This is a genomic window from Bradyrhizobium sp. OAE829 (genome assembly GCF_040546575.1).
Taxonomy (GTDB): Bacteria; Pseudomonadota; Alphaproteobacteria; order Rhizobiales; family Xanthobacteraceae; genus Bradyrhizobium.
Genome location: NZ_JBEPOE010000001.1, coordinates 1,699,349 through 1,721,333, shown reverse-complemented (window position 1 = coordinate 1,721,333; position 21,985 = coordinate 1,699,349). Strand labels below are relative to the sequence as shown.

Sequence of the window (21,985 nt, the reverse complement as noted above, 5' to 3'; positions counted from 1 at the left end):
TCGGGCTTCGAACTGAAGGGATCACGTCATCATTGTTGCCAAGGTTCGCAGCGGGCATTTTGCGGTCGCCGGGGAACGGGTGGCCGATCCGGCCTGACGATGCGGACGGCCGCTCTGCTATCGTCTCGTTAGCGAACTGGGTCGTGCGACGATGAGGCAGGTTTTGCTTCCTCACCGCGTTCTGCGGCGGGCAGCAGCCGTTTCCGTTCGCGTTCCCTCATGAACTCGTCGTACTTCGCGGTGCCCGGCCGCGGTGGCGCGTCCGCCGGCACGCCGCCGGCCCAGGCCGGAATGGCGTCGCTGACCCCGGCCGAGATTTTTTCGTTGATGGTTCCGCAGCCGCTCAGCGAGCAGCCCGCGAACGCGACGGCAACGAGGACAAGGATTGGGCGGGTACGGATCGACATGTGCGGCAGGTTACAACTTAGACCTTTAAGGATGATGGATTTGAGGCCGCCTTGTGGCTGGGCACGACCTGCCGCTTATTTGTTGACAGCAACATTTTATTTGTACAAATGTACAAATGGAACGAAGGCCGGAGACGGCCGGGCCGGCCGCTGGGTCTCGTGGACGGTGTTATAATACAGCCCGCGACCTGCCGCAGGAACGCCCCGGGGAACGTGTCCGTCCAAGGAAACGCGCCCTTCGTCCGATTGACAACAAGCCGCGGTGAGACGCCATGTCGTGGCGCTACCCGGCCGAAAATTTGGGTTATGGTGAGGCAAGGGCCGGGGACTCGGCTCAAGGCACAAGATCGATCAGGGGGAGAAAATTCATGTCTATTCGTCGTCAATTGCTGCTGGCCGCAGGCGCGGTCGCCGGTGTGCTGGCGGTTATACCCGCGAAGGCGCAGGACGCCGTCAAGATCGGCCTGATCCTGCCGATGACCGGCGGGCAGGCCTCGACCGGCAAGCAGATCGACAACGCCGTCAAGCTCTACATGCAGCAGAAGGGCGACACCGTCGCCGGCAGGAAGATCGAGGTCATTCTGAAGGATGACGGCGCGGTCCCCGACAACACCAAGCGCCTCGCCCAGGAGTTGATCGTCAACGACAAGGTCAGTTTCATCGCCGGCTTCGGCGTGACGCCGGCAGCCCTTGCCGCGGCGCCGCTGGCGACCCAGGCCAAGGTCCCGGAAATCGTGATGGCGGCGGGCACCTCGATCATCACCGAGCGTTCGCCCTATATCGTCCGCACCAGTTTTACGCTGGCGCAGTCCTCCACCATCATTGGTGACTGGGCCGCCAAGAACGGCATCAAGAAGGTCGCCACCCTGACCTCCGACTACGCGCCCGGCAACGATGCGCTGAACTTCTTCAAGCAGAACTTCACCGCCGGCGGCGGCGAGATCGTCGAAGAGGTCAAGGTGCCCCTGCAGAATCCGGACTTCGCGCCGTTCCTGCAGCGCATGAAGGATGCCAAGCCGGATGCCGTGTTCGTGTTCGTGCCGGCAGGGCAGGGCGGCAACTTCATGAAGCAATATGCCGAGCGCGGCCTCGACAAGGCGGGCATCAAGGTGATCGGCCCCGGCGACGTGATGGATGACGATCTGCTCAACGGCATGGGCGACGCGGCGCTCGGCACCGTCACCGCGCATCTGTACTCCGCCGCGCACCCGTCCGCGATGAACAAGGATTTCGTCGCAGCCTACAAGAAGGCCTATAACCAGCGTCCGGGTTTCATGGCGGTGGGCGGCTATGACGGCATCCACCTGATCTACGAAGCGCTGAAGAAGACCGGCGGCAAGACCGACGGCGACGCGCTGATCGAGGCGATGAAGGGCATGAAGTGGGAGAGCCCGCGCGGCCCGATCTCGATCGATCCGGAAACCCGCGACATCGTGCAGAACATCTACATCCGCAAGGTCGAGAAGGTCGACGGTGAACTCTACAACGTCGAATTCGCGACCTTCGAGGCGGTCAAGGATTCCGGCAAGACGAAGAAGTGACGCCGGCTTCGGCGTCATCCTCCGATGCGCGATTGCGCATCGTGGGGCGCGCGTCCGCTCTCGCTCTGCGTCATGCCCGGCCTTGTGCCGGGCATCCACGTCCTTCTTCGGCGAGCGAAAGGAAGACGTGGATGGCCGGGACAAGCCCGGCCATGACGGTGTAATTACTTTCGTGTCGCTAATCTCGGCTAAGCCCATCTCATGACCACGCTCTTCACCATCCTGTTCGACGGCGTCGCCTACGGCATGCTGCTGTTCGTGCTGGCCTGCGGGCTGGCCGTGACGCTGGGGCTGATGAACTTCGTCAACCTCGCCCATGGCGCGTTCGCGATGACCGGCGGCTATGTCTGCGCCGTTCTGGTCAACAATTCCGGCTGGCCGTTCTTTGCGGCGCTGCCGCTCGCCTTTGTCGTCAGCGCCGTGATCGGCGTGGCGCTGGAGCGTACGCTCTACCGCCATCTCTACAACCGGAGCCATCTAGACCAGGTGCTGTTCACGATCGGCCTCACATTCATGTCGGTGGCGTCGGTCGATTACATCATGGGATCGTCGCGCATCTTCATCAAGCTGCCGGCGGCGCTCGAGGGCCAGTTCGATTTCTTCGGCGTCGGCATCGGCCGCTACCGGCTGATGATCATCGTGATCTGCGGCCTGCTCACGGTGGGGCTGCAACTGATCCTGGCGAAAACCCGGTTCGGCAGCCGCTTGCGCGCGGCGGTCGATGATCCCCGTGCCGCCAGCGGCCTCGGCATCAACGTGCCGCAGGTGTTTGCCTTTACCTTCGCCTTCGGTTGCGGGCTTGCCGGTCTGGGCGGCGCGCTGAGCGCAGAAATTCTCGGCCTCGATCCGTATTTTCCGCTCAAGTTCATGATCTACTTTTTGATCGTGGTCACCGTCGGCGGCTCCTCCAGCATCACCGGGCCGTTTCTGGCTTCGCTCTTGCTCGGCATCGGCGACGTCGCTGGCAAATATTACGTGCCGAAGATGGGGCCATTCGTCATCTACACCATCATGATCGTGATCCTGATCTGGCGCCCGAACGGTCTGTTCGGCCGCACCGCGGCGCGGTGAACCGATATGAGCGCGCTTCCCGAAGTCTCGTCTCATGCCATGGCTCGCTCCCGCTGGCGCGGAGGCGAAATCGCGTTCTGGGTTCTGGTGCTGGCCTGCGCATTCCTGTTTCCGTCGCGCTATCTGATCATGACGGACATCCTGCGGCTGGCACTGTTCGCGCTGTCGCTCGACCTGATCCTTGGCTATGCCGGTATCGTGTCGCTCGGCCATGCCGCCTTCTTCGGCGTCGGCGCCTACTGCGCCGGGCTGCTGGCGCTCCACGGCATCATCACCGAACCGGTGATTGCATTGGTCGCGGCGGGTCTCGTCGCCATGGTGCTCGGCTTTCTCACCAGTTTCCTGGTGATCCGCGGCGTCGACCTGACGCGGTTGATGGTGACGCTCGGGATCGCGTTGCTGCTGGAGGCGCTGGGTGAGCGGTTCTCCAACATCACCGGCGGCACCGACGGCCTGCAGGGCATCGAGATGGCGCCGATCCTCGGTACGTTCGCCTTCGACATGTTCGGCAAGACCGGCTTCTTCTACTCGTTGATCGTGCTGTTCCTGCTGTTCCTGCTCGCTCGCCGGGTGGTGAACTCGCCATTCGGCCTGTCGCTGCGCGCGATCAAGAACAATCCGCTGCGGGCGTCCGCCATCGGCGTGCCGGTCAACCGCCGCCTGATCGCGATCTATACGCTGGCCGCGTTCTACGCCGGCATTGCCGGCGCGCTGTTCACCCAGACCACGGCGCTGGCCTCGCTCGACGTGTTCGCGTTCGAAAAATCGGCCGATCTGATGCTGGTGCTGGTGCTCGGCGGCACCGGCTATCTCTATGGCGGCCTGATCGGCGCTGTTGTCTTCAAGATGCTGCAGGAATTCTTCTCCACCATCACGCCGCAGTACTGGCTGTTCTGGATCGGCCTCGTGCTGGTCGTGATCGTGCTGGTCGGCCGCGACCGCATGCATCGCTGGGCGCTGTGGCTGCCCAATCTCGTGATCCGGAAAATAGCCGGACGCAAAGCCGTCGTGGCCGTTCCCGAAAGTGACGCGCCATGACGATCGCGCTGGAAACCAAAGGACTGGAAAAATCATTCGGCGGCCTGCGCGTCACGCGTGACCTGTCGCTGCGGGTCGAGCAGGGCGCCCGCCATGCCCTGATCGGGCCGAACGGCGCCGGCAAGACCACGGTCATCAACCTGCTCACCGGCGTGCTTGCCCCCAATGCCGGGCGCATCCTGCTCGAGGGCAACGACATCACCGATCTGCCGGTTCACAAGCGGGTGCTGCGCGGGCTGTCGCGCACCTTCCAGATCAACCAGCTCTATGCCGATCTGACGCCGCTGGAGACCATCGGGCTTGCGGTGTCCGAACGGCTCGGCCGCGGCGGCGACTGGTGGCGGCGGATGGGAACGCGGGGCGACGTCAACCAGGAGGTCGCCGAGACGCTGTCGCGCTTTCACCTGCTCGACGTCATGAACGAGCTCACCGCGACGCTGCCCTACGGCAAGCAGCGCCTGCTCGAGATCGCGGTCGCGATCGCGACCAAGCCGCGCGTGCTGCTGCTCGACGAGCCCGCCGCCGGCGTGCCCGAGAGCGAGCGCCACGATATTCTGGCGGCCGTCGCAGCGCTGCCGCGCGACGTCACGGTGCTTCTGATAGAGCACGACATGGATCTGGTGTTTTCGTTCGCCGACCGGATTTCGGTGCTGGTCAACGGCGCCATGCTGGTCGAGGGTCCGCCGGACGAGGTGGCGCGCGATCCCCAGGTCAAGGCGGTCTATCTCGGCGAGGCTGCCGATGTCTGATTTACTCGCCATCAACGGCCTGCGCGCCGGTTATGGGCAAGCGGTGGTGCTGCCGGGGATGTCGCTGACGCTGGGCGAAGGGCAGGTGCTGGCGCTGCTCGGCCGCAACGGCACCGGCAAGACCACGCTGATCAATTCGATCGTCGGCATTACCCGGCGTTTTGGCGGCACGGTCACACTCGGTGGGCTGGATATCACGTCGATGCGGCCGGATCAGCGGGCGCGCGCCGGAATCGGCTGGGTGCCGCAGGAACGCAACATCTTCCGCTCGTTGACGGTGGAAGAGAACATGACCGCGGTGGCCCAGCCCGGCCCATGGACCATCGACAGGGTTTACGAAATGTTTCCGCGGCTGAAGGAGCGCCGCAGTAATTTCGGCAACCAGCTCTCCGGCGGCGAACAGCAGATGCTGGCGATCGGCCGGGCGCTGACGCTCAATCCGAAGGTGCTGCTGCTGGACGAGCCGACCGAGGGGCTGGCACCCATCATCGTCGAGGAGCTGCTGCGGGCGCTCGGCACCATCACCCGCGCCGGGGGGATCTGCTCGATTATTGTCGAGCAGAATGCCCAAAAGATTCTGGGGTTGGCCGACCGGGTTGTGATATTGGAACGCGGCGCGATCGTCCATGATGCGGCCTCCAGCGCCCTGAAGGCCGATCCTGCGGTACTCGAACGCTATCTTGGCGTCGCTGGCGCCGCAGCACACTAGATAATCCCTGGGAGTAAGACCATGCAGCGAACCAAAGCCCCGTTCCGTGCCGACGAGGTCGGCAGCCTGTTGCGGCCGCAGCGCATCAAGGAAGCGCGCGCCAAACTGGAGAAGGGTGAGATCACGGCCGAGGACCTGCGCAAGGCCGAGGACATGGAAATCGAAAAGGTCGTGCACAAGCAGGCCTCGCTCGGCCTCAAGCTCGCGACCGACGGCGAGTTCCGCCGCTCCTGGTGGCATTTCGATTTCCTCAAGGACCTGACCGGCTGCGAATTGTTTCATCCCGACCAGGGCATCCAGTTCGCCGGCGTCCAGACCCGGCATGACGCCATCCGCGTCATCGGCAAGCTCGACTTCCCCGACAATCATCCGATGCTCGATCACTTCAGGTTCCTGAAGAAGCATTGCGACACCGCGCATGTGACCGCGAAGATGACGATCCCGTCGCCCGCGGTGCTGCATTTCCGCGGCGGCCGCAAGGCGATCTCCAAGGACGTCTATCCTGATCTCGAAGCCTTCTTCGAGGATCTCGGCAAGACCTACCGCAAGGCGGTGAAGGCGTTTTATGACGCCGGCTGCCGCTATCTGCAGTTCGACGACACCGTGTGGGCCTATCTGTGCTCCCAGGACGAGTTGCAGAAGGCGCGCGAGCGCGGCGACAATCCCGACGGCCTGCAGGAGATTTATGCCCGCGTCATCAACTACGCGCTGGCCGAGCGGCCGGCCGACATGATTGTCACCACCCATGTCTGTCGCGGCAATTTCCGCTCGACCTGGATTTCCTCCGGCGGTTACGAGCCTGTCGCCGAGACCATGCTGGCCGGCACCAATTACGACGGCTACTTCCTGGAATATGATTCCGACCGCGCCGGCGGCTTCGAGCCGCTGCGTTATCTGCCGAAGGGCAACAAGGTGGTCGTGGTCGGCGTCATCACCTCGAAGTTCGGCGAGCTCGAGAACAAGGAAGACATCAAGCGCCGGCTGATGGAGGCGGCAAAATTCGCGCCGCTCGAGCAGCTCGCGGTATCGCCGCAATGCGGCTTCGCCTCGACCGAGGAAGGCAACATCCTGTCCGAGGAAGAGCAGTGGGCCAAGCTGAAGCTCGCGGTCGATGTCGCCAACGAGGTGTGGGGGAAGTAGCTTCATCTTTCCGCGTCGCGGCCCTCTTCACCCGTCGTCCCGGGCTTGACCTCAGATGCGCAATTGCGCATCGGGGGACCCATACGCCGCGGCGGTTATTGTTTGCAGAAGGTCTCTAACGCCGGCGCTCTGACCGATGGGCCGCGGCGTATGGGTCCCGGCTCAAGGCCGGGACGACGGCTGTGCGCTCACCATCGTCCAAACGCACTTTCGCGATCTCGCGACGCATTGCGCCCGAGCTTTGCCAGAAATTCCTTACCCTCTCCAATCAGAGGGCGCAGGGAATGCCGGATGCGCGCTGCACCCGCGGTCTCGTGTGCGATTGTGCATAAGAATGCTGCACACGAGCATACAGGGCAGCGGAGAACATCCGACATTCCCTGCGCAATGGCTTTACGGTTTATAACGCGCTCTCCCCGGTGAGACGGCCTCTATTGCCACCGTCGCCCCTCGGAAGCGTTAGCTCCCGCTGGACTTAACGCCGTTACGGGCGCCAGGACCACACGCTTTCGCCGTACGCTTCAGCCGCGACCGTCAATCGCAACTGTTACGTCCACCGCAACCCGCCCCTCGTCGTGACGACGGCCGACGCCCCTCTGAGTGGGACGGGATAACGCAAACTCGTAGAGATGATTTGCCCGACGGCGAAAGCGAAATATTTTTTATTTCGGGGCTTGACACGATTTCCGTAAATCAGAAGTGATTTGCCCGTCGGGTCGTTTTGCCGCACGCGTCGCATCCAGTTTGCTATTGCGCGGGGGAATCTGGTCGAGCGATCGGTCTCACTTGCGTAATGGCGACGCCCGAGATGGCGAGTAGTGCCCCGATAGCCAGCGTCGGGGTCACGCGGTCGCCAAGGAACAGCACGCTCGAAATCAAGGCGAAGACCGGAAGCAGCAGCGCGAATGGTGCCACGCGGGCCATGGTGCAACGGGCGATCAGCCAGAACCAAAGACCGAACCCGACAATTCCTCCGATGAAAATAGTGTAGGCGAGCGCCATCCAGCCACGTTCGTCCGCCGTGACGAGGGTCGTCAGTTGCCCGTGTTCGAGGAACAGCGACATCAGCATGACCTGCGGTACCGTGAAAAGTGACGACCACCCCGTCAACATCAGGGGATCGAACGGGCCGTGGCGCTTGGTCAAGACGTTGGCGACCGCGAACGCGAAGGCTGCCCCGACCACCAGCAGGATTGGTAACGCATTTGCGGACAGGCCTGGCCCGGCGGCCAGCACGAGCACGCCGCCGAAGGCAATCAACACACCGGCGGATGTCATCAGCGACGGCCGCTCCGCAAGCAGTGGCCAGGCCAACAGGACGGTGAAGGGCGTCGTGAGTTGATAGGCGACGGCAGACATGCTGCCGGAACCGAGCCCCAGGCCCACATAGAACAACCCGAAATTCAGTCCGCCAAGGAAGACCGAGATGACGGCGATTGAGCCGAACTCCTGACGTGTCGGCCTTGCAACGAAGGGGATGAGCAGCAGCGCTATGGCGAGGAAGCGCAGTCCAAGGAAGAAAAGTGGCGGAAACTGCAGCACGCCCACTTTGATGGCCACGAACTGATAGCCCCAGATGAGAGGCACCAGCACCGCGCAGGCGATCTGAATGGCAGACATGGCATCCTCATTTTAAGACCAATCGGTCCAGATATAGGCGCGTATAATGCGGCGTGCGTCCATGGATTGAGCTACTTGATGAAGCGGTCGAGAAGGGCGTCGGCAGTGGCTTGCGACGTGGTGCGCGTTGGTCCCGTTTTACCGACCACCCGAAGTCCCTCGACGAAGCAGACCAGTATCCGCGCGGCACTTGCAGGCTCAACACCAGCGGCCAGTTCGCCCGCTGCCTTTGCGCGCGAGAGTGCGCTGGCGACCCTGGCCTCCATGGCTTTGAAAAAACCGCCGATGCGAGCTTCGACATCCCCGTCGTGGCCGGCCAATTCCATGGCTGTGGCCACCAGCAGGCATCCGCGCCGACCGCTGGCGCCGCTGGTGCGCTCGACGTAACCAGCAAGGAAGGTCCGCAGGCCATCAACCGGCGCGTGGCGCGGACCGAGTTCGACGTCCATCCGCGCCAGGGCGTCGGCGATATAGCGATCGAGCGCACGCAGGAAGAGGGCGTGCTTGTCCCCGAAGGCGGCATAAAGGCTGCCGCGCGAAAGCTTCGTCGCTCGAAGCAGGTCTGGAAGCGCCGTGCCGTGATAGCCGCGTGACCAGAACACACCCATGGCGCGCTCGACGGCGGCTTCCGTGTCGAAACTACGGGGCCGGCCACGCGGCAACTGCATTGGGCTTTGGCGTGTCATAACCGTATATATAGACCGATCGGTCTTTAATTGCAAATGGCCGCCATGAGTCAAACGCGTGGGCCTGCGTCGCAGCCAGCCTGCGCATTCCAACGGCAATCGGAAATCACTTGCCGGCATTTTCGGCCGTGCCGTAGCTGCGGGCGATGATGCCGGCAGCGATTTGCAACGAAGAGCCGGTCATCCAGCTGCCTCCGATCAAGCCCAGTGATCCGTCAGACACGGTCTCATCGAGGATGATGATGCCGACAGAGGCAAACGTCGCAATCGCGGCAAGAAATATTCCGACCGCGCTCAGGATCTCAACCACAGTATCCGGGCTCCATCGTCGTTGGATCGAGGCTGATCGTCGGGCCGAACGGCGAGGCAGATCGATGCCGACATAGAAGCTGAAAGCCCCAAAGAGCATCATGAACAGGACGATCCCGACACTCAGGGGCAGTTCGTTTAGCCGGCGCAATAATGCTGCGGCGACGTACAAGCCGCAGGAGCCTCCAATCGCGGCGAGTCCTACTCGTTCAATGAGATGCGCCGATTTGATGAGAGCCGCAGGAGCGAACCCGGCCGTCTTGGTGCCGGATGACCTGTCGATGTTTGCATTGGCCATTTTCATGGGGCTGCCTTTCCTGAAAGTTGCCTGCCGGAACGACGCGATAAGTCGGCCGCGCCTCGTGCAGCAATCGTCCGGCGTGAGGTAATCTCGATCGGCCGCATCAACGCGTTTGACGACGTTATCCGCCCATATCCCCGAACACACCGTATGCCCTGCAGTTCTGTTGAATGGGTCTGGCCTGGGCTCGCGCAGGTTGCCGCCACATTGCCGGGCGCGTATTTGCGCCGCTTCCGCGCGGGCGCTATTGAGCGCCCTCGGGTCCCCGGAAAAATCTGATGTCGCTCATGACAGCAGCCGTTGGGACCAATCGAGCTTCTAGCACCGCGTAACGCGTGTCGGTGTGAACCCCTTCACATCGCCACGGCATGCTCCCGTCGTCATGTTTCGGGAAACAAGGTTCAAACAAACGTGTTCGGAGTAACGCAGTACCTGACTATCGTTGGCCGAAGGTTAATGCAGCGCAGGTTTCGGCGGGTCAGATATCGCCTATTCATCGATCGGCTCAATCTGGCGCAGAGTGCATAAGAGTTCGAATTGTTTCAACGTTGCGAGTGGGTTCGGTCTTGCCGTCGAGCGGGGCGTCCAGCAATCCTACCGTTCTGCATCCTGCCACTACTCTTTTGAGTAGCGGACATTTCGGCTGTGCGACCTATGGAGAAATCGAGAGCCGGGCGCCGCCGGGATGCCCGCAAACAGGACGTGCGAACCGGGAAAAATATGCAATAATTTTTTCGTTACCGTGGTCCGATAATGGGCTGGCCGCCAACCAGAGCGTGGGTGGTGCCAATGCAGCAGATTGCGGACTGGCTCGAGAAGCTGGGGCTTGGGCAATACGCGCTGCGTTTTGCCGAGAACGGCATTGATCTTGGTGTTCTTCCCGACCTGACGGATCAGGACTACGACAGACTGGGAGTCCTGCTCGGACATCGTCGCAAAATGCTGCGCGCGATTGCCGAACTCAATCAAGCCGAATTGGTCGCCGAGCCGGCGATCCGGCGCGATGCCGAACGACGCCACCTCACCGTCATGTTCTGCGACCTGGTCGGTTCGACGGCGCTTTCGGCGCGCCTCGATCCCGAGGACATGTGGGAGGTGATCCGCACCTATCGGGCCGCCTGCGCGAGGGTCATTGCCACTTACGACGGCGTTATCGCCAGGTTCGTGGGCGATGGAATACTTGCTTATTTCGGCTATCCCGTTGCACACGAGGATGACGCGGAGCGTGCCGTGCGGGCGGGGCTCGACATCACCGCCGCGATAGGGCCGCTCGAAACGCGTGCGATACAGCGGGTGGAGGTGCGGATCGCGATCGCGACCGGACTTGTTGTGGTAGGCGACCTCATCAGCGGAGGCACGTCAGAGCGGCAAGCGATGGTCGGCGATACACCGAACGTCGCTGCGCGGCTACAGAGCCTGGCGGAGCCGGGGGCGGTTGTCGTTGCGGCCTCGACGCGCCAACTGCTTGGCGATCTATTCACGCTGCGCAGCCTCGGCCGCCGCGAGGTCAAGGGCCTCGACGAGCCGATCGCGGTCTGGGCGGTCGAAGGCGGAGCCGCATCGGAGAGCCGCTTCGAGGCGGTGCGAACCGTGCGCTCGATCGGCTTTGTCGGCCGCAAGGCAGAGATCGAATTCGCGCGCTCGCGCCAGCAGCTGGCGTGGCAGGGTCAGGGCCAGGTGGTCCTGATTTCCGGCGAGGCCGGGATCGGCAAGTCGCGCATCGTCGCGACGCTGTTGGAGGACCCTGCCTTGGGGACCCACCGCCGGGTGCGCTATCAGTGCTCGCCCTACCATACCAACAGTGCGCTTCATCCCTTTGTCGCTCAACTCGAGCGCGCTGCCGGCATCAAGTCGCAGGACACGCCGGAGCAAAAGCTCGACAAGCTCGAGGCAATGCTTGCGCTTGGAACGCAGCAGGTGGCCAAGGCGACGCCGCTGATCGCCGCGCAGCTTTCGATCTCAACCGGCGAGCGCTATCCGCCGCTTGGCCTCAATCCGGTGCAGCAGCGGCGACAGACATTCGCAACCCTTCTCGACCAGGTCGAGGGTCTGGCACGGCAGCAGCCCGTGCTGGTCGTCTGCGAGGACATGCATTGGGCCGACGCCACGACGCTCGAGCTGTTCGATCTCACGGTCGACCGGATCAGGGGATTGCCGATACTCATGCTCCTGACCTTTCGCCCCGAGTTCGAGCCGCCCTGGGTGGGTCTTCCCAACGTCAGCCTGTTGCGGCTCGATCGGCTTGACCGGCGGGATACCCGCGCCCTGGTCGAGCAGGTGACCGTCGGTCGGCAGCTGCCAAACGAAATGATGTCGCAGATCATCGAGAGGACGGATGGTATCCCGCTGTTCGTCGAGGAACTGACCAAGATGGTGCTGGAGTCCGGACTGCTCGTGGCAGATGCCGGGCGCTATCGGCTCGATAGTCCGTTCCCGTCGCTTGCCATTCCCGCGACGCTGCAGGACTCGCTGATGGCGCGGCTCGACCGGCTGGCGCCGGTCAAGGAGGTCGCGCAGATCGGCGCTGCCATCGGCCGCGACTTCTCGTATACGCTGCTGCGATCTGTGGCGGGGCGCGATGATCTGACATTGAGCGCCGCGCTGGCGCAGCTCGAGCAGGCCGAGCTGCTGATGCGGCGCGGCACGCCGCCGGAAGCACGCTACAGCTTCAAGCATGCGCTGGTGCAGGAAGCGGCTTACGAGAGCCTGCTCAAGAGCCGGCGGCTGCAGCTCCACAAGCATATTGGCGATGTCCTGCGCGACAGCTTTCCGATCATCGCCGAAACCGAGCCGGAAGTGCTGGCCTACCACTTCACTGAAGCCGGGCTCGGCGAGGTGGCCCTCGGCTGGTGGCGCAAGGCCGGCCAGCAGGCGCTGAAACGCTCGGCCTATTCCGAGGCGGTCGCCCATCTCGGCAAGGCCGTCGCGATCGCCGATGGGGTGCCCGATGCGCCGGGCCGGATTATGAGCCGGCTCGATCTCCAGATTGCCTATAGCCGCGCGCTGCGCGGAAGCCTTGGGCACAGCGCGCCCGAAACGGTGGCCGCATGGACGCGCGCCCGGCAGTTCGCGGCTGACATCAATGATCCGGTCGAACTGGCGCCGATCCATTCGGGCCTGTTCAACGCCTGCCTCACTCACGGCGAGATCGCGCCGATGCGGGAATTGGTGGGTGCAATCGTCAGCGCCGCCGACCGGCGACCGGAATCGCCGGTGGCGGCAGTCCTCGCCCATTGCACCAGCGGGGTGACCTGTTGGTTCGGCGGCGATTACCTCGATGCGAAAGTGCATCTTGAGCAGGCCCTTGCGATCTACGGCGCCGAGCCTGACCCCGAGACCTTCAGGGCGTCGACGCTGGACCTGCCGTTCGTCATCATGAGGTTTCTCGCCCTGGTGCTCTGGCCGATCGGGAAGATCGATCGAGCGCGCCGGCTCGCCGCGGCAGCGGTGAGTGTGCCGGGAGAAAAGCGGGCGCTGTCGCAGGCCAATGCGCTGGTTCATAAGGCCGTCTTCGACGGACTATGCCGGGGCATGTTGCAGCAGACGGAGACCATCCTTGCCCTCGCTCTCGCCCGCGAACATACCATGCCGTTGTATGTGGCCGCCGGGACCTACCTGAACGGCCTTGCAAAGTGGCGCGCCGGCGAACAGGTGGAGGGCCTCGGCGAAATGCGCCGCGGCTGGACCTTGCTGCATGAAAACGATTGCTACCTGTGTGAGCCGTTCTGGGGGATGCATGTTGCCCTGGCGAATGCGGAAGCCGGGCAACTCGAGACCGGGCTGGAAATTGTGCGCGAGTTGATCGGGTGGACCGAACAATCCGGCCAGCATTGGCTCGATGCCGAACTGCATCGTGTCCAGGGAGAGCTGCTGCTGCGTTGCGACCCGCCGAACGCTTCCATGGTCGAAGATGCCTTCAACAAGGCCCTTGAAATCGCCCGCCGCCAGCAGACCAAGACTTTCGAGTTGCGCAGCGCACTTGGCCTGGCGCGCTTCCATGTCAGGAATGGTCGAACGGCGCCCGTATCCGAACTGCTCGGGCCATTCCTCGTCGATTTCGACACGGGGCAGGATCTCCCCGAAATCGAAGAGGCGCAGAAGCTGCTCCGGCGCAGCCGTTAGCCGGTGCAACTACATTCTTTCGAGGGCCGCGAGGGCGAACTGCGCCTGACGAAGCGTCTTCACTTCTCCGTCAGGCAGGCTTCGCGAGTGGCTCGCCACGAGCTATCATCCGCAACGCAACCTTGCCGCGTGGTGCAGCCTGATCCGGGATGTGCGCTAGCTGCTGTTCGAGCCGAGAAGCTGCATGTCCCACGCATCATCCGCCGAGGCGCCAACCGCGCCGGTTTCCTCTGTTGTCTCCGATCTCGATCGTCTCGCCGCCGAAGTGATGGCCGACTGGAAGGTGCCGGGGGTTGCCCTTGCCGTGGTGCAGGACGGCAAGGTGGCGCTGACGCGGGCCTATGGTCAGCGCGATGTCGAGGCAAGTCTGCCGGTGACACCGGCGACGCAGTTCGTCATTTGCTCGATCACCAAATCATTCACCGCGACCGCGATGGCGCTGTTGCACCATGAGGGGCGCCTCGACTGGACCAAGCCGGTGCGCGACTACATGCCCGAGTTTCGCCTGAGCGACCCGGTCGCGACCGAGCGCGTCACGGTGCGCGACCTGCTGAGCCATCAGTCGGGCTTGCCACGCCATGACTGGGTGCACATGCCTGGCGATCGGGCGCCCGCCGAAATGCTCGACCTGATGCGGCATCTCGAATTGAGCCGCGACATCCGCACCACCTGGCAATACAACAACCTCTGCTACCACGTCGCGGGTCTCTTGATCGAACGTCTCAGCGGACAGAGTTTCGAGGCATTCATCCGGACCCGGCTGACCGACCGGCTCGGCATGACCGTCAGCTTCAACCTCGACGACCTTGAAGCCGCAGGTGAGGCGGCGCGGCCGTACATGATGCACGAGGATACACGGCTGCCGGCGATGCGCCTGCCGATCCGCACCATTGCGGCCGGCGCGATCAACACGTCGGTTACGGGCCTTGCGAACTGGATGCGGCTGCATCTGGACAAAGGTGAACTCGACGGCGAGCGGCTGCTGCCGGCGGCGCTGATCAGTGAACTGCATGCGTCGCGTGCCTTCATCTCGGCGCCCAACCTCGCCGAGTTCGGTCAGGCGCTCTATGGCCTTGGCTTCCAGACCAACTACTATCGCGGCGACCGGATGGTGTTTCACGGCGGCGGCTGGGTCGGCTGGGGATCGCTGATGACGCTGATGCCGGATCTGGGCATCGGAATTGCCGTCCTGACCAACCGCAGCCCGAGCGAAGTGCCGTCAACGTTGACCTGGTACATCCTCGACCGGCTGCGTGGCCGCGAGCCGGTCGAATGGCGTGCACGCTTCCTCAAGCAGCGCGACGAATTCATCGCCCACATGCAGGTCGACAAGGACGCGCGGGAAAAGGCGCGTCACAAGGATACGCGACCGGCGCACGAATTGGCGGCGTATGCCGGCGGGTACGCGCATCCGGCCTATGGCGTGATGTCGATGACTGCAAAGGACGGCGCGCTGCATTGGGCGTGGCGCGGGATGTCCGCGCCCCTGACGCACCGTCATTACGAGACGTTCGAATTGTCCGAGGAGCCGCAACGCCTGCAGCCGGACCGGCTTGCCATCACCTTCCTGACCGACCGCGACGGCAACATTGTCAGCCTGTCGGCGCCGCTGGAGCCTGTGGTGAAGGATATCGTCTTTGCACGCCTTGCGGCCGGCGACTGCACCGAACCTGCGTTTCGCGCCCGATGCGTCGGCCAGTTCAAGGGCGGCTCGATCACCCATCGCGTGACGCTGGATAGCGAAAGCCGGCTGGTGTTGAAGCCCGACTACCAGCCGGCCTATCGCCTCGCGCCCGAGCAGGGCAGAAGGTTTCGTATCGTCGAGCTGGAAGGATTTGTCGTCGAATTCCGCGGCGAGGCTGTTATCGACGAGGTGGTCTTTCACCAGCCGAACGGCGTCTTCGTTGCGCAGCGGGTGGAGGAGGGGAAGTAGCTTTCCAATGTCATTGCCTGCGACAAACGCGAAGCGTTTGCGCAAGGGAGCGGAAGCGACGAAGCAATCCATCCATCCGCTATGCCGCGATATGGATTGCTTCGCTTCGCTCGCAATGACGTGGAGAGACGGCGCGCCGTCACTTCCCCGTCAAGTAAACCTCGCCGAGCAGCGACGAGTTTGACCACGGCACCTGTTTGGATTTGGTCGCGGCGACGACTTCGGCGCGCACCCGCGTCAGCATCTGCTGCACTTCGAGCCCGGGCGTGCCGATGTGGCGCGACAGGGCCGCCGAGAACGGGCTGTTGACGCCTTCGCCGTCGAGCGCCACCTTCCGGGCGCGGTCGCGTAGGCAATCAGCGTTCCCGCGCCCAGCGTCGAGCCGGCGCCAAGGCTGGCCGGTGCGGCGAGACCCGGTCCGGCCTGGATGCCGCGATTGGCGCCCGTGGAAGCCACTTGCGTCGTCGCCACCGGAGGAGTCATGGGGTTGTTGCGGCAGGCATCCATGATCAGAATGTTGGTGCGCACCTGATCGTCGAGGCCGGCCATGATCGTATCCATTTCCACCATCGCATCAGTCATGCGGCCGCCGGCCTGCAGCGCCACGTCGATCGGCACGAGATAATTGCGGCCCTCGACCTGCACGCCGTGACCGGCATAGTAAACTACCGCGACCTGCGCCCGTGCCGCATCGCGCAGGAAGTCGCGGATCGTCGATTGCATCGCCACGCGATCGAGATCGATGCCTTCGTTCACCACAAAGCCGATGTCGCGCAGGCTCCTGGCGATCGAGCGGGCGTCGTTGACCGGGTTGGGCAGCGGCGTGACGTGCGAATAGGCGCCGTTACCGATCACGAGCGCGACGCGGCGCGTGGTGCCCTGGACCGGGGCGGGAAGCGGGGCAGGGTTGGCCGCGCCGGCCGGCGCCGGCGTCGATGTCGTGTTTGATGTCGCATCTCTCGGCGCCGGCGCTGTTGCGTCCGACAACAGCGAGAGCCGAACCTTCGCGGTGGCCTGATTGGATTTGCTGCCGGCGTCCGACGCCTTGCCTTCGAGGGTTGCGGCGTAGTCCTGTTTCGCGCTGGTGAAATCGCCCTTTGCTTCATAGGCGAGGCCGCGCTGGCTGTAGGCCGAGATCAGCACGCTGCCGGGCGGCGTCATGATGTTGACCGGGGCCTTCACCTTGGCGAGGCGGATCGCCTCGGTGCCGTCGGCGATGGCGCGTTCGAAGTCGCCCTTGGCGCGCCAAAGCACAGCGCGGTGGATCAGCGGCTGCGGCAGCGCCGCGTCGAGCCGGATCGCTTCGTTGGTGTCGGCCATCGCGCCGTCGAGATCGCCGAGCGCCTGTTTCGAGATGCCGCGGTTCTGGAAGGAGAACGGAGACTTCCGTCCGGCGTTGATCGATGCGTCATAGTCGGCGATCGCCTTGGCGTAATCGCCCTTGCCGCGCCAGGCGTTGCCGCGGTTGTGAAACAGGATGCCGCTCGGTGGTCCCAGCCGCAGCGCGTCGTTGAAGTCCGATATCGCGATGTCGTATTCGCCTTTGTCGTAATAGGCCGAGCCGCGCAGATTGTAGATCGCGATGTCAGGCTTGAGCCTGAGCGCCTCGCTGGCGTCGGCGATGACCTTGACGTAGTCGCCCCTCTTGTTCCAGCCGACCGCGCGCCAGAAATAGATGCCCGCGAGCTTCTCGCCGGAAAACACCTTCAGCGCGATGATCTTGTTGCAGGCATCGATCATCTGATCGGCCGGCGTGGTGTCGGTGGTGCAGAGCGGCCCGAGTTGTTTGCGGGACTGGGCGAGGGAGGGCGCCGACCACAGGGCGGCGGCGAGCAAGGTCAGCATCAGGATCGCGCGGCGCATCAATTGGTCCTTACCATCAAGGGGTTGCGTCCTTGTCTTGGTGGCGAAATGCGGGATGGCGGTTCATGCCGGCCGGGCCGGGAAACAGGCCTTTCCCCCGGTGGGCAGATGGTGGTAGGACGTTCCGGTCACCCGCCGTTGCCCACCGCTGCGTCCCAAACCGCCACCCGATGAAAAACGACAAGATTCTCACCCAGATATCGGATTTCTGCCGCCAGGCCGATATGGCGGAGACGACGTTTGGCCGCCGGGCCGTCAATGACGGCAAGCTGGTGCATCGCCTGCGCGAGGGCAAGCGCATTACCATCGACACGCTGGACCGGATCCAGGCCTATATCGCCGCTTCCACGCCGGGCGGGCTGCCGCCGCCGCGCGGGATCGAAGTGCCGCCCGAGAAGCGTGACCCCAGGGGCAATTTCCGCTTCTTCGAGAACCGGCAGAAATACCTGTTGTTCGTCCATACCTGCAGCGAAAAGCGGGTGATCGCCGACCGGGTGGCGCTCGAGCTGTCGAGCCTGCATCCGCGGCCGCCGGCGCTGCGGGTGTTCGATGCCGGCGTCGGCGACGGCACGGTGCTGGCGCGGGTGATGCGCTCGATGCACGGCCGCTTCCCCCATATGCCGTTCTATATCGCCGGCAAGGAGCTCAGCCTGGAGGACGTCCGGCTGACGCTCGACAAGGTTCCGGACCGGCTGTTCGAGCATCCCGCGACCGTTTTTGTGCTCACCAACATGTACTACGCCGAGGCGCCCTGGCTGACGCCGGCTTCGCCCGCGGCGGCCGCTGGCATGATCTGGCACGAGGTGGCCTTGCAGGGGGCCTCGTCGGGCGAGTTCGAGACCCAGATCGCCGCACTGGGCCCATTTCTCGAGCAGAACTGGCGGGCCAATGTCAGCCCCACATCGGGCATGCCGATCTATGAACGGCCGGTGGCGCTGGTGGTTTACCGGGAGGACCACCGGTTCCTGCTTGATTCGATCATCCCCCGGGCGGGCCGAACCGAGGCCAATTTCGACCTCGTCATCGCATCCCAGCCATACCGGGCCAAATCCTCTGTGAATTTCCGCGCCAAGCGGATCATCGCGCCGCTGGCGCGGGCGCTGCGGGCCGGCGGCCGGTTGATTGGAATTCACTCCCACGGGCAGGATCCGGGGCTGGAAATCATCCAGGCGGTGTGGCCCGGAGAAAATCCTTTCGCGGTGAGCCGTCATGAGCTATTGCGCACGGTGAAATACGAGCTGGGGTCAGCCGGGCGCGACCTCAATTTTAATGCCTACGCCGATAACCGTTCCATCTTCCGTTATGATATGGAAGCGCTGCCCAACGAGGTCACCGGCTCGATCGGAACCTCGACGGCCTTTGCAGCGTGGAATGCGGCGGTGTATGTCGCCCAGATCGAAGACGAACGGTTGACGGAAATGACCGAAAACGGCCGAACCCTCGATGCCACCAGAGAGGTTCTGCGCAAGCATAATGGGCTTTGGTTTTACGACGAATCCTACGTCATTTCGCGCCGTCGCGACTGACATTCCGGGATAAATGACAAAGAGAGCCCGCCAACATCAGGCGGAAACAAGGGGTTGTTGATGCGCGCGTCTTATCTTTTCACCAGCGAGTCGGTTTCCGAAGGCCATCCGGACAAGGTTTCGGATCAAATCTCCGACGCCATTCTCGATGCCTTCCTCGAGAAGGACGTCAAGCTCGGTATTGCCGACGACAGTGCGGTCAATACCCGTCTCGGCTGCGAGACGCTCTGCACGACCAACAAGATCGTTATTGCGGGCGAGGGCCGTGGCCAGTTGTTCCGCGACATTCACGGCGTCTCGGTGGTCGATCGCGAACTGATCTCCGAGATCGCCCGCGGCGTGGTCAAGGACATCGGCTACGACCAGAACGGCTTCTCCTATCACGGCGCCGACATTGAGGTGCTGCTGCATGGCCAGTCGCCCGACATCGCGATGGGCGTCGATGCCAAGAAAAAGAAGAGCGGCGAAGAAGAAGGCGCCGGCGACCAGGGCATGATGTTCGGCTATGCCTGCAACGAGAGCGAAATCTACGAAAAGGGCAGCTTCATGCCCGCGCCGATTTTCTTCGCGCACCGCATCCTGAAAGTGCTGTCCGACAAGCGCCGCAGCGGCCAGCTGTTCGACCTGCAGCCCGACGCCAAGAGCCAGGTCACGGTGAAATATGTCGAAGGCAAAGCGGTCGGCTGCACCAAGGTCGTGGTCTCGACCCAGCACAACGAGAAGAGCCGCAACGGCAAGAAGTATTCGCCCGGCCTGATCAAGGACATGATCGCGCATGAAGTCGAGTCGGCACTGCCGAAGGGCTGGATGCCGCAGAAGTCCTCCGACTTCCTGGTCAACCCGACCGGCAATTTCGTGGTCGGCGGCCCCGACGGCGATTGCGGCCTGACCGGCCGCAAGATCATCGTCGACACCTATGGCGGCTACGCGCCGCATGGCGGCGGCGCCTTCTCCGGCAAGGATCCGACCAAGGTCGATCGTTCCGCCGCCTATGCCGCGCGCTACCTCGCCAAGAACGTTGTCGCGGCCGGCTTTGCCGATCGCTGCACCATCCAGGTCGCCTATGCGATCGGCGTCGCCGATCCGATGTCGCTGCTGGTGGATACCCACGGCACCGGCAAGGTCGACGAAAAGAAGCTCGAAAAGGTGCTGCCGCAACTGTTCCGGCTGACCCCGACCAACATCCGCCGCACGCTGAAGCTGAACCGGCCGATCTATCGCCGCACCGCGTCCTACGGCCATTTCGGCCGCGCGCCGGAAAAGGATGGCGGCTTCTCCTGGGAAAAAACCGATCTGGTGTCCGCGCTGAAGGGTGCGTTCTGATTTTCTCCGTAATCGTTCTGCTTATTCCGGAAAGCCTTTCGCGCTTTTCGGAATAAGCTTTTTCAAGGGATCAACACATGACCGCCGCCGCCAAGAAGCCTGCCTTTACCGACTACATCGTCAAGGACATCTCGCTCGCCGACTTCGGCCGCAAGGAACTCTCGCTGGCCGAGACCGAAATGCCCGGCCTGATGGCGACGCGCGAGGAATACGGCCCGAAGCAGCCACTGAAGGGCGCGCGCATCGCGGGCTCCCTGCACATGACGATCCAGACCGGCGTGCTGATCGAGACGCTGGCCGCACTCGGCGCTGACATCCGCTGGGTCTCCTGCAACATCTATTCGACGCAAGACCACGCGGCGGCGGCGATCGCAGCCGCCGGCATTCCGGTGTTTGCCGTCAAGGGCGAGAGCCTCACCGAATACTGGGATTACACCGCCAAGCTGTTCGACTGGCACGGTGCAAAGCCCGGTGAAGCCTTGCACCCGAACATGATTCTTGACGACGGCGGCGACGCCACCATGTACGTCCATCTCGGTCTGCGCGCCGAGAACGGCGACACCAAGTTCCTGGACAAGCCGGGTTCGGAAGAAGAGGAAGTCTTCTTCGCGCTGCTGAAGAAGCAGCTCAAGGAAAAGCCGAAGGGCTACTTCGCCGAGATCGCCAAGAGCATCAAGGGCGTTTCCGAAGAGACCACCACGGGCGTGCATCGTCTCTATGACATGCAGAAGGCCGGTACGCTGCTTTGGCCGGCGATCAACGTCAACGACAGCGTGACCAAATCGAAGTTCGACAACCTCTATGGCTGTCGTGAATCGCTGGTCGACGGCATCCGCCGCGGCACCGACGTCATGATGTCCGGCAAGATTGCGATGGTCGCGGGCTTCGGCGACGTCGGCAAGGGATCGGCCGCGTCATTGCGCCAGGCCGGCTGCCGCGTGATGGTGTCGGAAGTCGATCCGATCTGCGCGCTGCAGGCGGCGATGGAAGGCTACGAGGTCGTGACCATGGAAGACGCGGCACCCCGCGCCGACATCTTCGTCACCGCCACCGGCAACAAGGACATCATCACCATCGAGCACATGCGCGCGATGAAGGATCGCGCCATCGTCTGCAACATCGGCCACTTCGACAACGAGATCCAGATCGCGGGTCTGAAGAACCTGAAGTGGGACAACATCAAGCCGCAGGTCGACGAGATCACCTTCCCCGACAATCACCGCATCATCCTGCTGTCGGAAGGCCGCCTGGTGAACCTCGGCAACGCCATGGGCCATCCGAGCTTCGTGATGTCGGCCTCCTTCACCAACCAGACGCTGGCGCAGATCGAACTGTTCGCCAACAACAAGGACGGCAAGTACAAGAAGGAAGTCTACGTGCTGCCGAAGTCGCTGGACGAGAAGGTGGCCCGGCTGCATCTCGCCAAGATCGGCGTCAAGCTGACCGAACTGCGTCCCGACCAGGCCGAGTACATCGGCGTCAAGCCGGAAGGCCCGTTCAAGGCGGACCACTACCGGTATTGAGATCTATTGAGATCGCCGCATACGCGACAAAAAAGCCCCGGAGCGATCCGGGGCTTTTTTCATGGCGCGATCGCTGCTACGATCTGAGGTAGAAGCATGACAAGCTCGCCACTGAAGAAGCGAG

15 protein-coding genes and 1 pseudogene are annotated in these 21,985 nt (G+C 63.3%); 11 read left to right on the top strand and 5 right to left on the bottom strand.

Annotation, left to right across the window (positions count from 1 at the left end; translation table 11 throughout):
* Window positions 1-128 precede the first annotated feature (128 nt).
* Complete coding sequence (locus tag ABIE49_RS08435) at window positions 129-407, bottom strand: hypothetical protein (protein WP_192737857.1); 279 nt, start codon at window positions 405-407, stop codon at window positions 129-131.
* Between the two features lie 368 nt (window positions 408-775).
* On the opposite strand from ABIE49_RS08435, the gene ABIE49_RS08430 reads away from it, so the two are divergent.
* The 6 genes from ABIE49_RS08430 (at window position 776) to ABIE49_RS08405 (ending at window position 6,655) form a co-directional block, all read left to right on the top strand.
* Window positions 776-1,948 (top strand): ABC transporter substrate-binding protein, encoded by a 1,173-nt coding sequence (locus tag ABIE49_RS08430; protein WP_192737856.1) that lies wholly within the window; start codon window positions 776-778, stop codon window positions 1,946-1,948.
* Window positions 1,949-2,149: 201 nt separating this feature from the next.
* Entirely contained in the window at window positions 2,150-3,019 is an 870-nt protein-coding gene (locus ABIE49_RS08425; RefSeq protein WP_192737855.1) for a branched-chain amino acid ABC transporter permease, read from the top strand.
* A 6-nt stretch (window positions 3,020-3,025) separates the two neighbouring features.
* Window positions 3,026-4,057 carry a branched-chain amino acid ABC transporter permease gene (locus ABIE49_RS08420; RefSeq protein ID WP_192737854.1) on the top strand — a complete coding sequence of 344 codons (1,032 nt, stop codon included), beginning with the start codon at window positions 3,026-3,028 and terminating at the stop codon, window positions 4,055-4,057.
* A complete protein-coding gene (locus ABIE49_RS08415; RefSeq protein ID WP_192737853.1) occupies window positions 4,054-4,806 on the top strand; it encodes an ABC transporter ATP-binding protein in 753 nt (250 codons plus the stop codon). Before ABIE49_RS08420 ends, ABIE49_RS08415 begins: the two co-directional genes overlap by 4 nt.
* Window positions 4,799-5,515 (top strand): ABC transporter ATP-binding protein, encoded by a 717-nt coding sequence (locus ABIE49_RS08410; RefSeq protein ID WP_192737852.1) that lies wholly within the window; start codon window positions 4,799-4,801, stop codon window positions 5,513-5,515. Before ABIE49_RS08415 ends, ABIE49_RS08410 begins: the two co-directional genes overlap by 8 nt.
* A gap of 21 nt (window positions 5,516-5,536) precedes the next feature.
* The gene (locus ABIE49_RS08405) at window positions 5,537-6,655 is read left to right on the top strand and encodes a cobalamin-independent methionine synthase II family protein (RefSeq protein WP_192737851.1); all 1,119 of its coding nucleotides are present in this window, start codon (window positions 5,537-5,539) and stop codon (window positions 6,653-6,655) included.
* Window positions 6,656-7,402: 747 nt separating this feature from the next.
* Here the strand turns inward: ABIE49_RS08405 and ABIE49_RS08400 are convergent.
* The 3 genes from ABIE49_RS08400 to ABIE49_RS08390 all read right to left on the bottom strand — a co-directional run bounded on the left by ABIE49_RS08400 (window position 7,403) and on the right by ABIE49_RS08390 (window position 9,574).
* Window positions 7,403-8,275, bottom strand: a complete 873-nt coding sequence (locus tag ABIE49_RS08400; RefSeq protein ID WP_192737850.1) for a DMT family transporter — start codon at window positions 8,273-8,275, stop codon at window positions 7,403-7,405.
* A gap of 71 nt (window positions 8,276-8,346) precedes the next feature.
* Window positions 8,347-8,883, bottom strand: coding sequence for a TetR/AcrR family transcriptional regulator (locus ABIE49_RS08395; protein WP_502915870.1), 537 nt, complete (start codon window positions 8,881-8,883; stop codon window positions 8,347-8,349).
* A 184-nt stretch (window positions 8,884-9,067) separates the two neighbouring features.
* Window positions 9,068-9,574, bottom strand: a complete 507-nt coding sequence (locus ABIE49_RS08390; protein WP_192737848.1) for a hypothetical protein — start codon at window positions 9,572-9,574, stop codon at window positions 9,068-9,070.
* Window positions 9,575-10,360: 786 nt separating this feature from the next.
* On the opposite strand from ABIE49_RS08390, the gene ABIE49_RS08385 reads away from it, so the two are divergent.
* Both ABIE49_RS08385 and ABIE49_RS08380 read left to right on the top strand, forming a co-directional pair.
* Entirely contained in the window at window positions 10,361-13,693 is a 3,333-nt protein-coding gene (locus ABIE49_RS08385) for an adenylate/guanylate cyclase domain-containing protein (RefSeq protein WP_192737847.1), read from the top strand.
* 184 nt (window positions 13,694-13,877) lie between these two features.
* The gene (locus tag ABIE49_RS08380) at window positions 13,878-15,626 is read left to right on the top strand and encodes a serine hydrolase (RefSeq protein WP_192737846.1); all 1,749 of its coding nucleotides are present in this window, start codon (window positions 13,878-13,880) and stop codon (window positions 15,624-15,626) included.
* 139 nt (window positions 15,627-15,765) lie between these two features.
* On the opposite strand, the pseudogene ABIE49_RS08375 reads toward ABIE49_RS08380, so the two are convergent.
* Window positions 15,766-17,489 (bottom strand): annotated as a pseudogene (locus tag ABIE49_RS08375) (caspase family protein).
* A 170-nt stretch (window positions 17,490-17,659) separates the two neighbouring features.
* Here ABIE49_RS08375 and ABIE49_RS08370 point away from each other — a divergent pair.
* The 3 genes from ABIE49_RS08370 to ahcY all read left to right on the top strand — a co-directional run bounded on the left by ABIE49_RS08370 (window position 17,660) and on the right by ahcY (window position 21,861).
* On the top strand, window positions 17,660-19,015 hold the full coding sequence (locus ABIE49_RS08370; protein ID WP_192737916.1) for a hypothetical protein: 1,356 nt from the start codon (window positions 17,660-17,662) through the stop codon (window positions 19,013-19,015).
* Window positions 19,016-19,075: 60 nt separating this feature from the next.
* Window positions 19,076-20,338, top strand: a complete 1,263-nt coding sequence (metK, locus tag ABIE49_RS08365) for a methionine adenosyltransferase (protein WP_192737845.1) — start codon at window positions 19,076-19,078, stop codon at window positions 20,336-20,338.
* A gap of 77 nt (window positions 20,339-20,415) precedes the next feature.
* Complete coding sequence (gene ahcY, locus ABIE49_RS08360) at window positions 20,416-21,861, top strand: adenosylhomocysteinase (protein WP_192737844.1); 1,446 nt, start codon at window positions 20,416-20,418, stop codon at window positions 21,859-21,861.
* Window positions 21,862-21,985 lie beyond the last annotated feature (124 nt).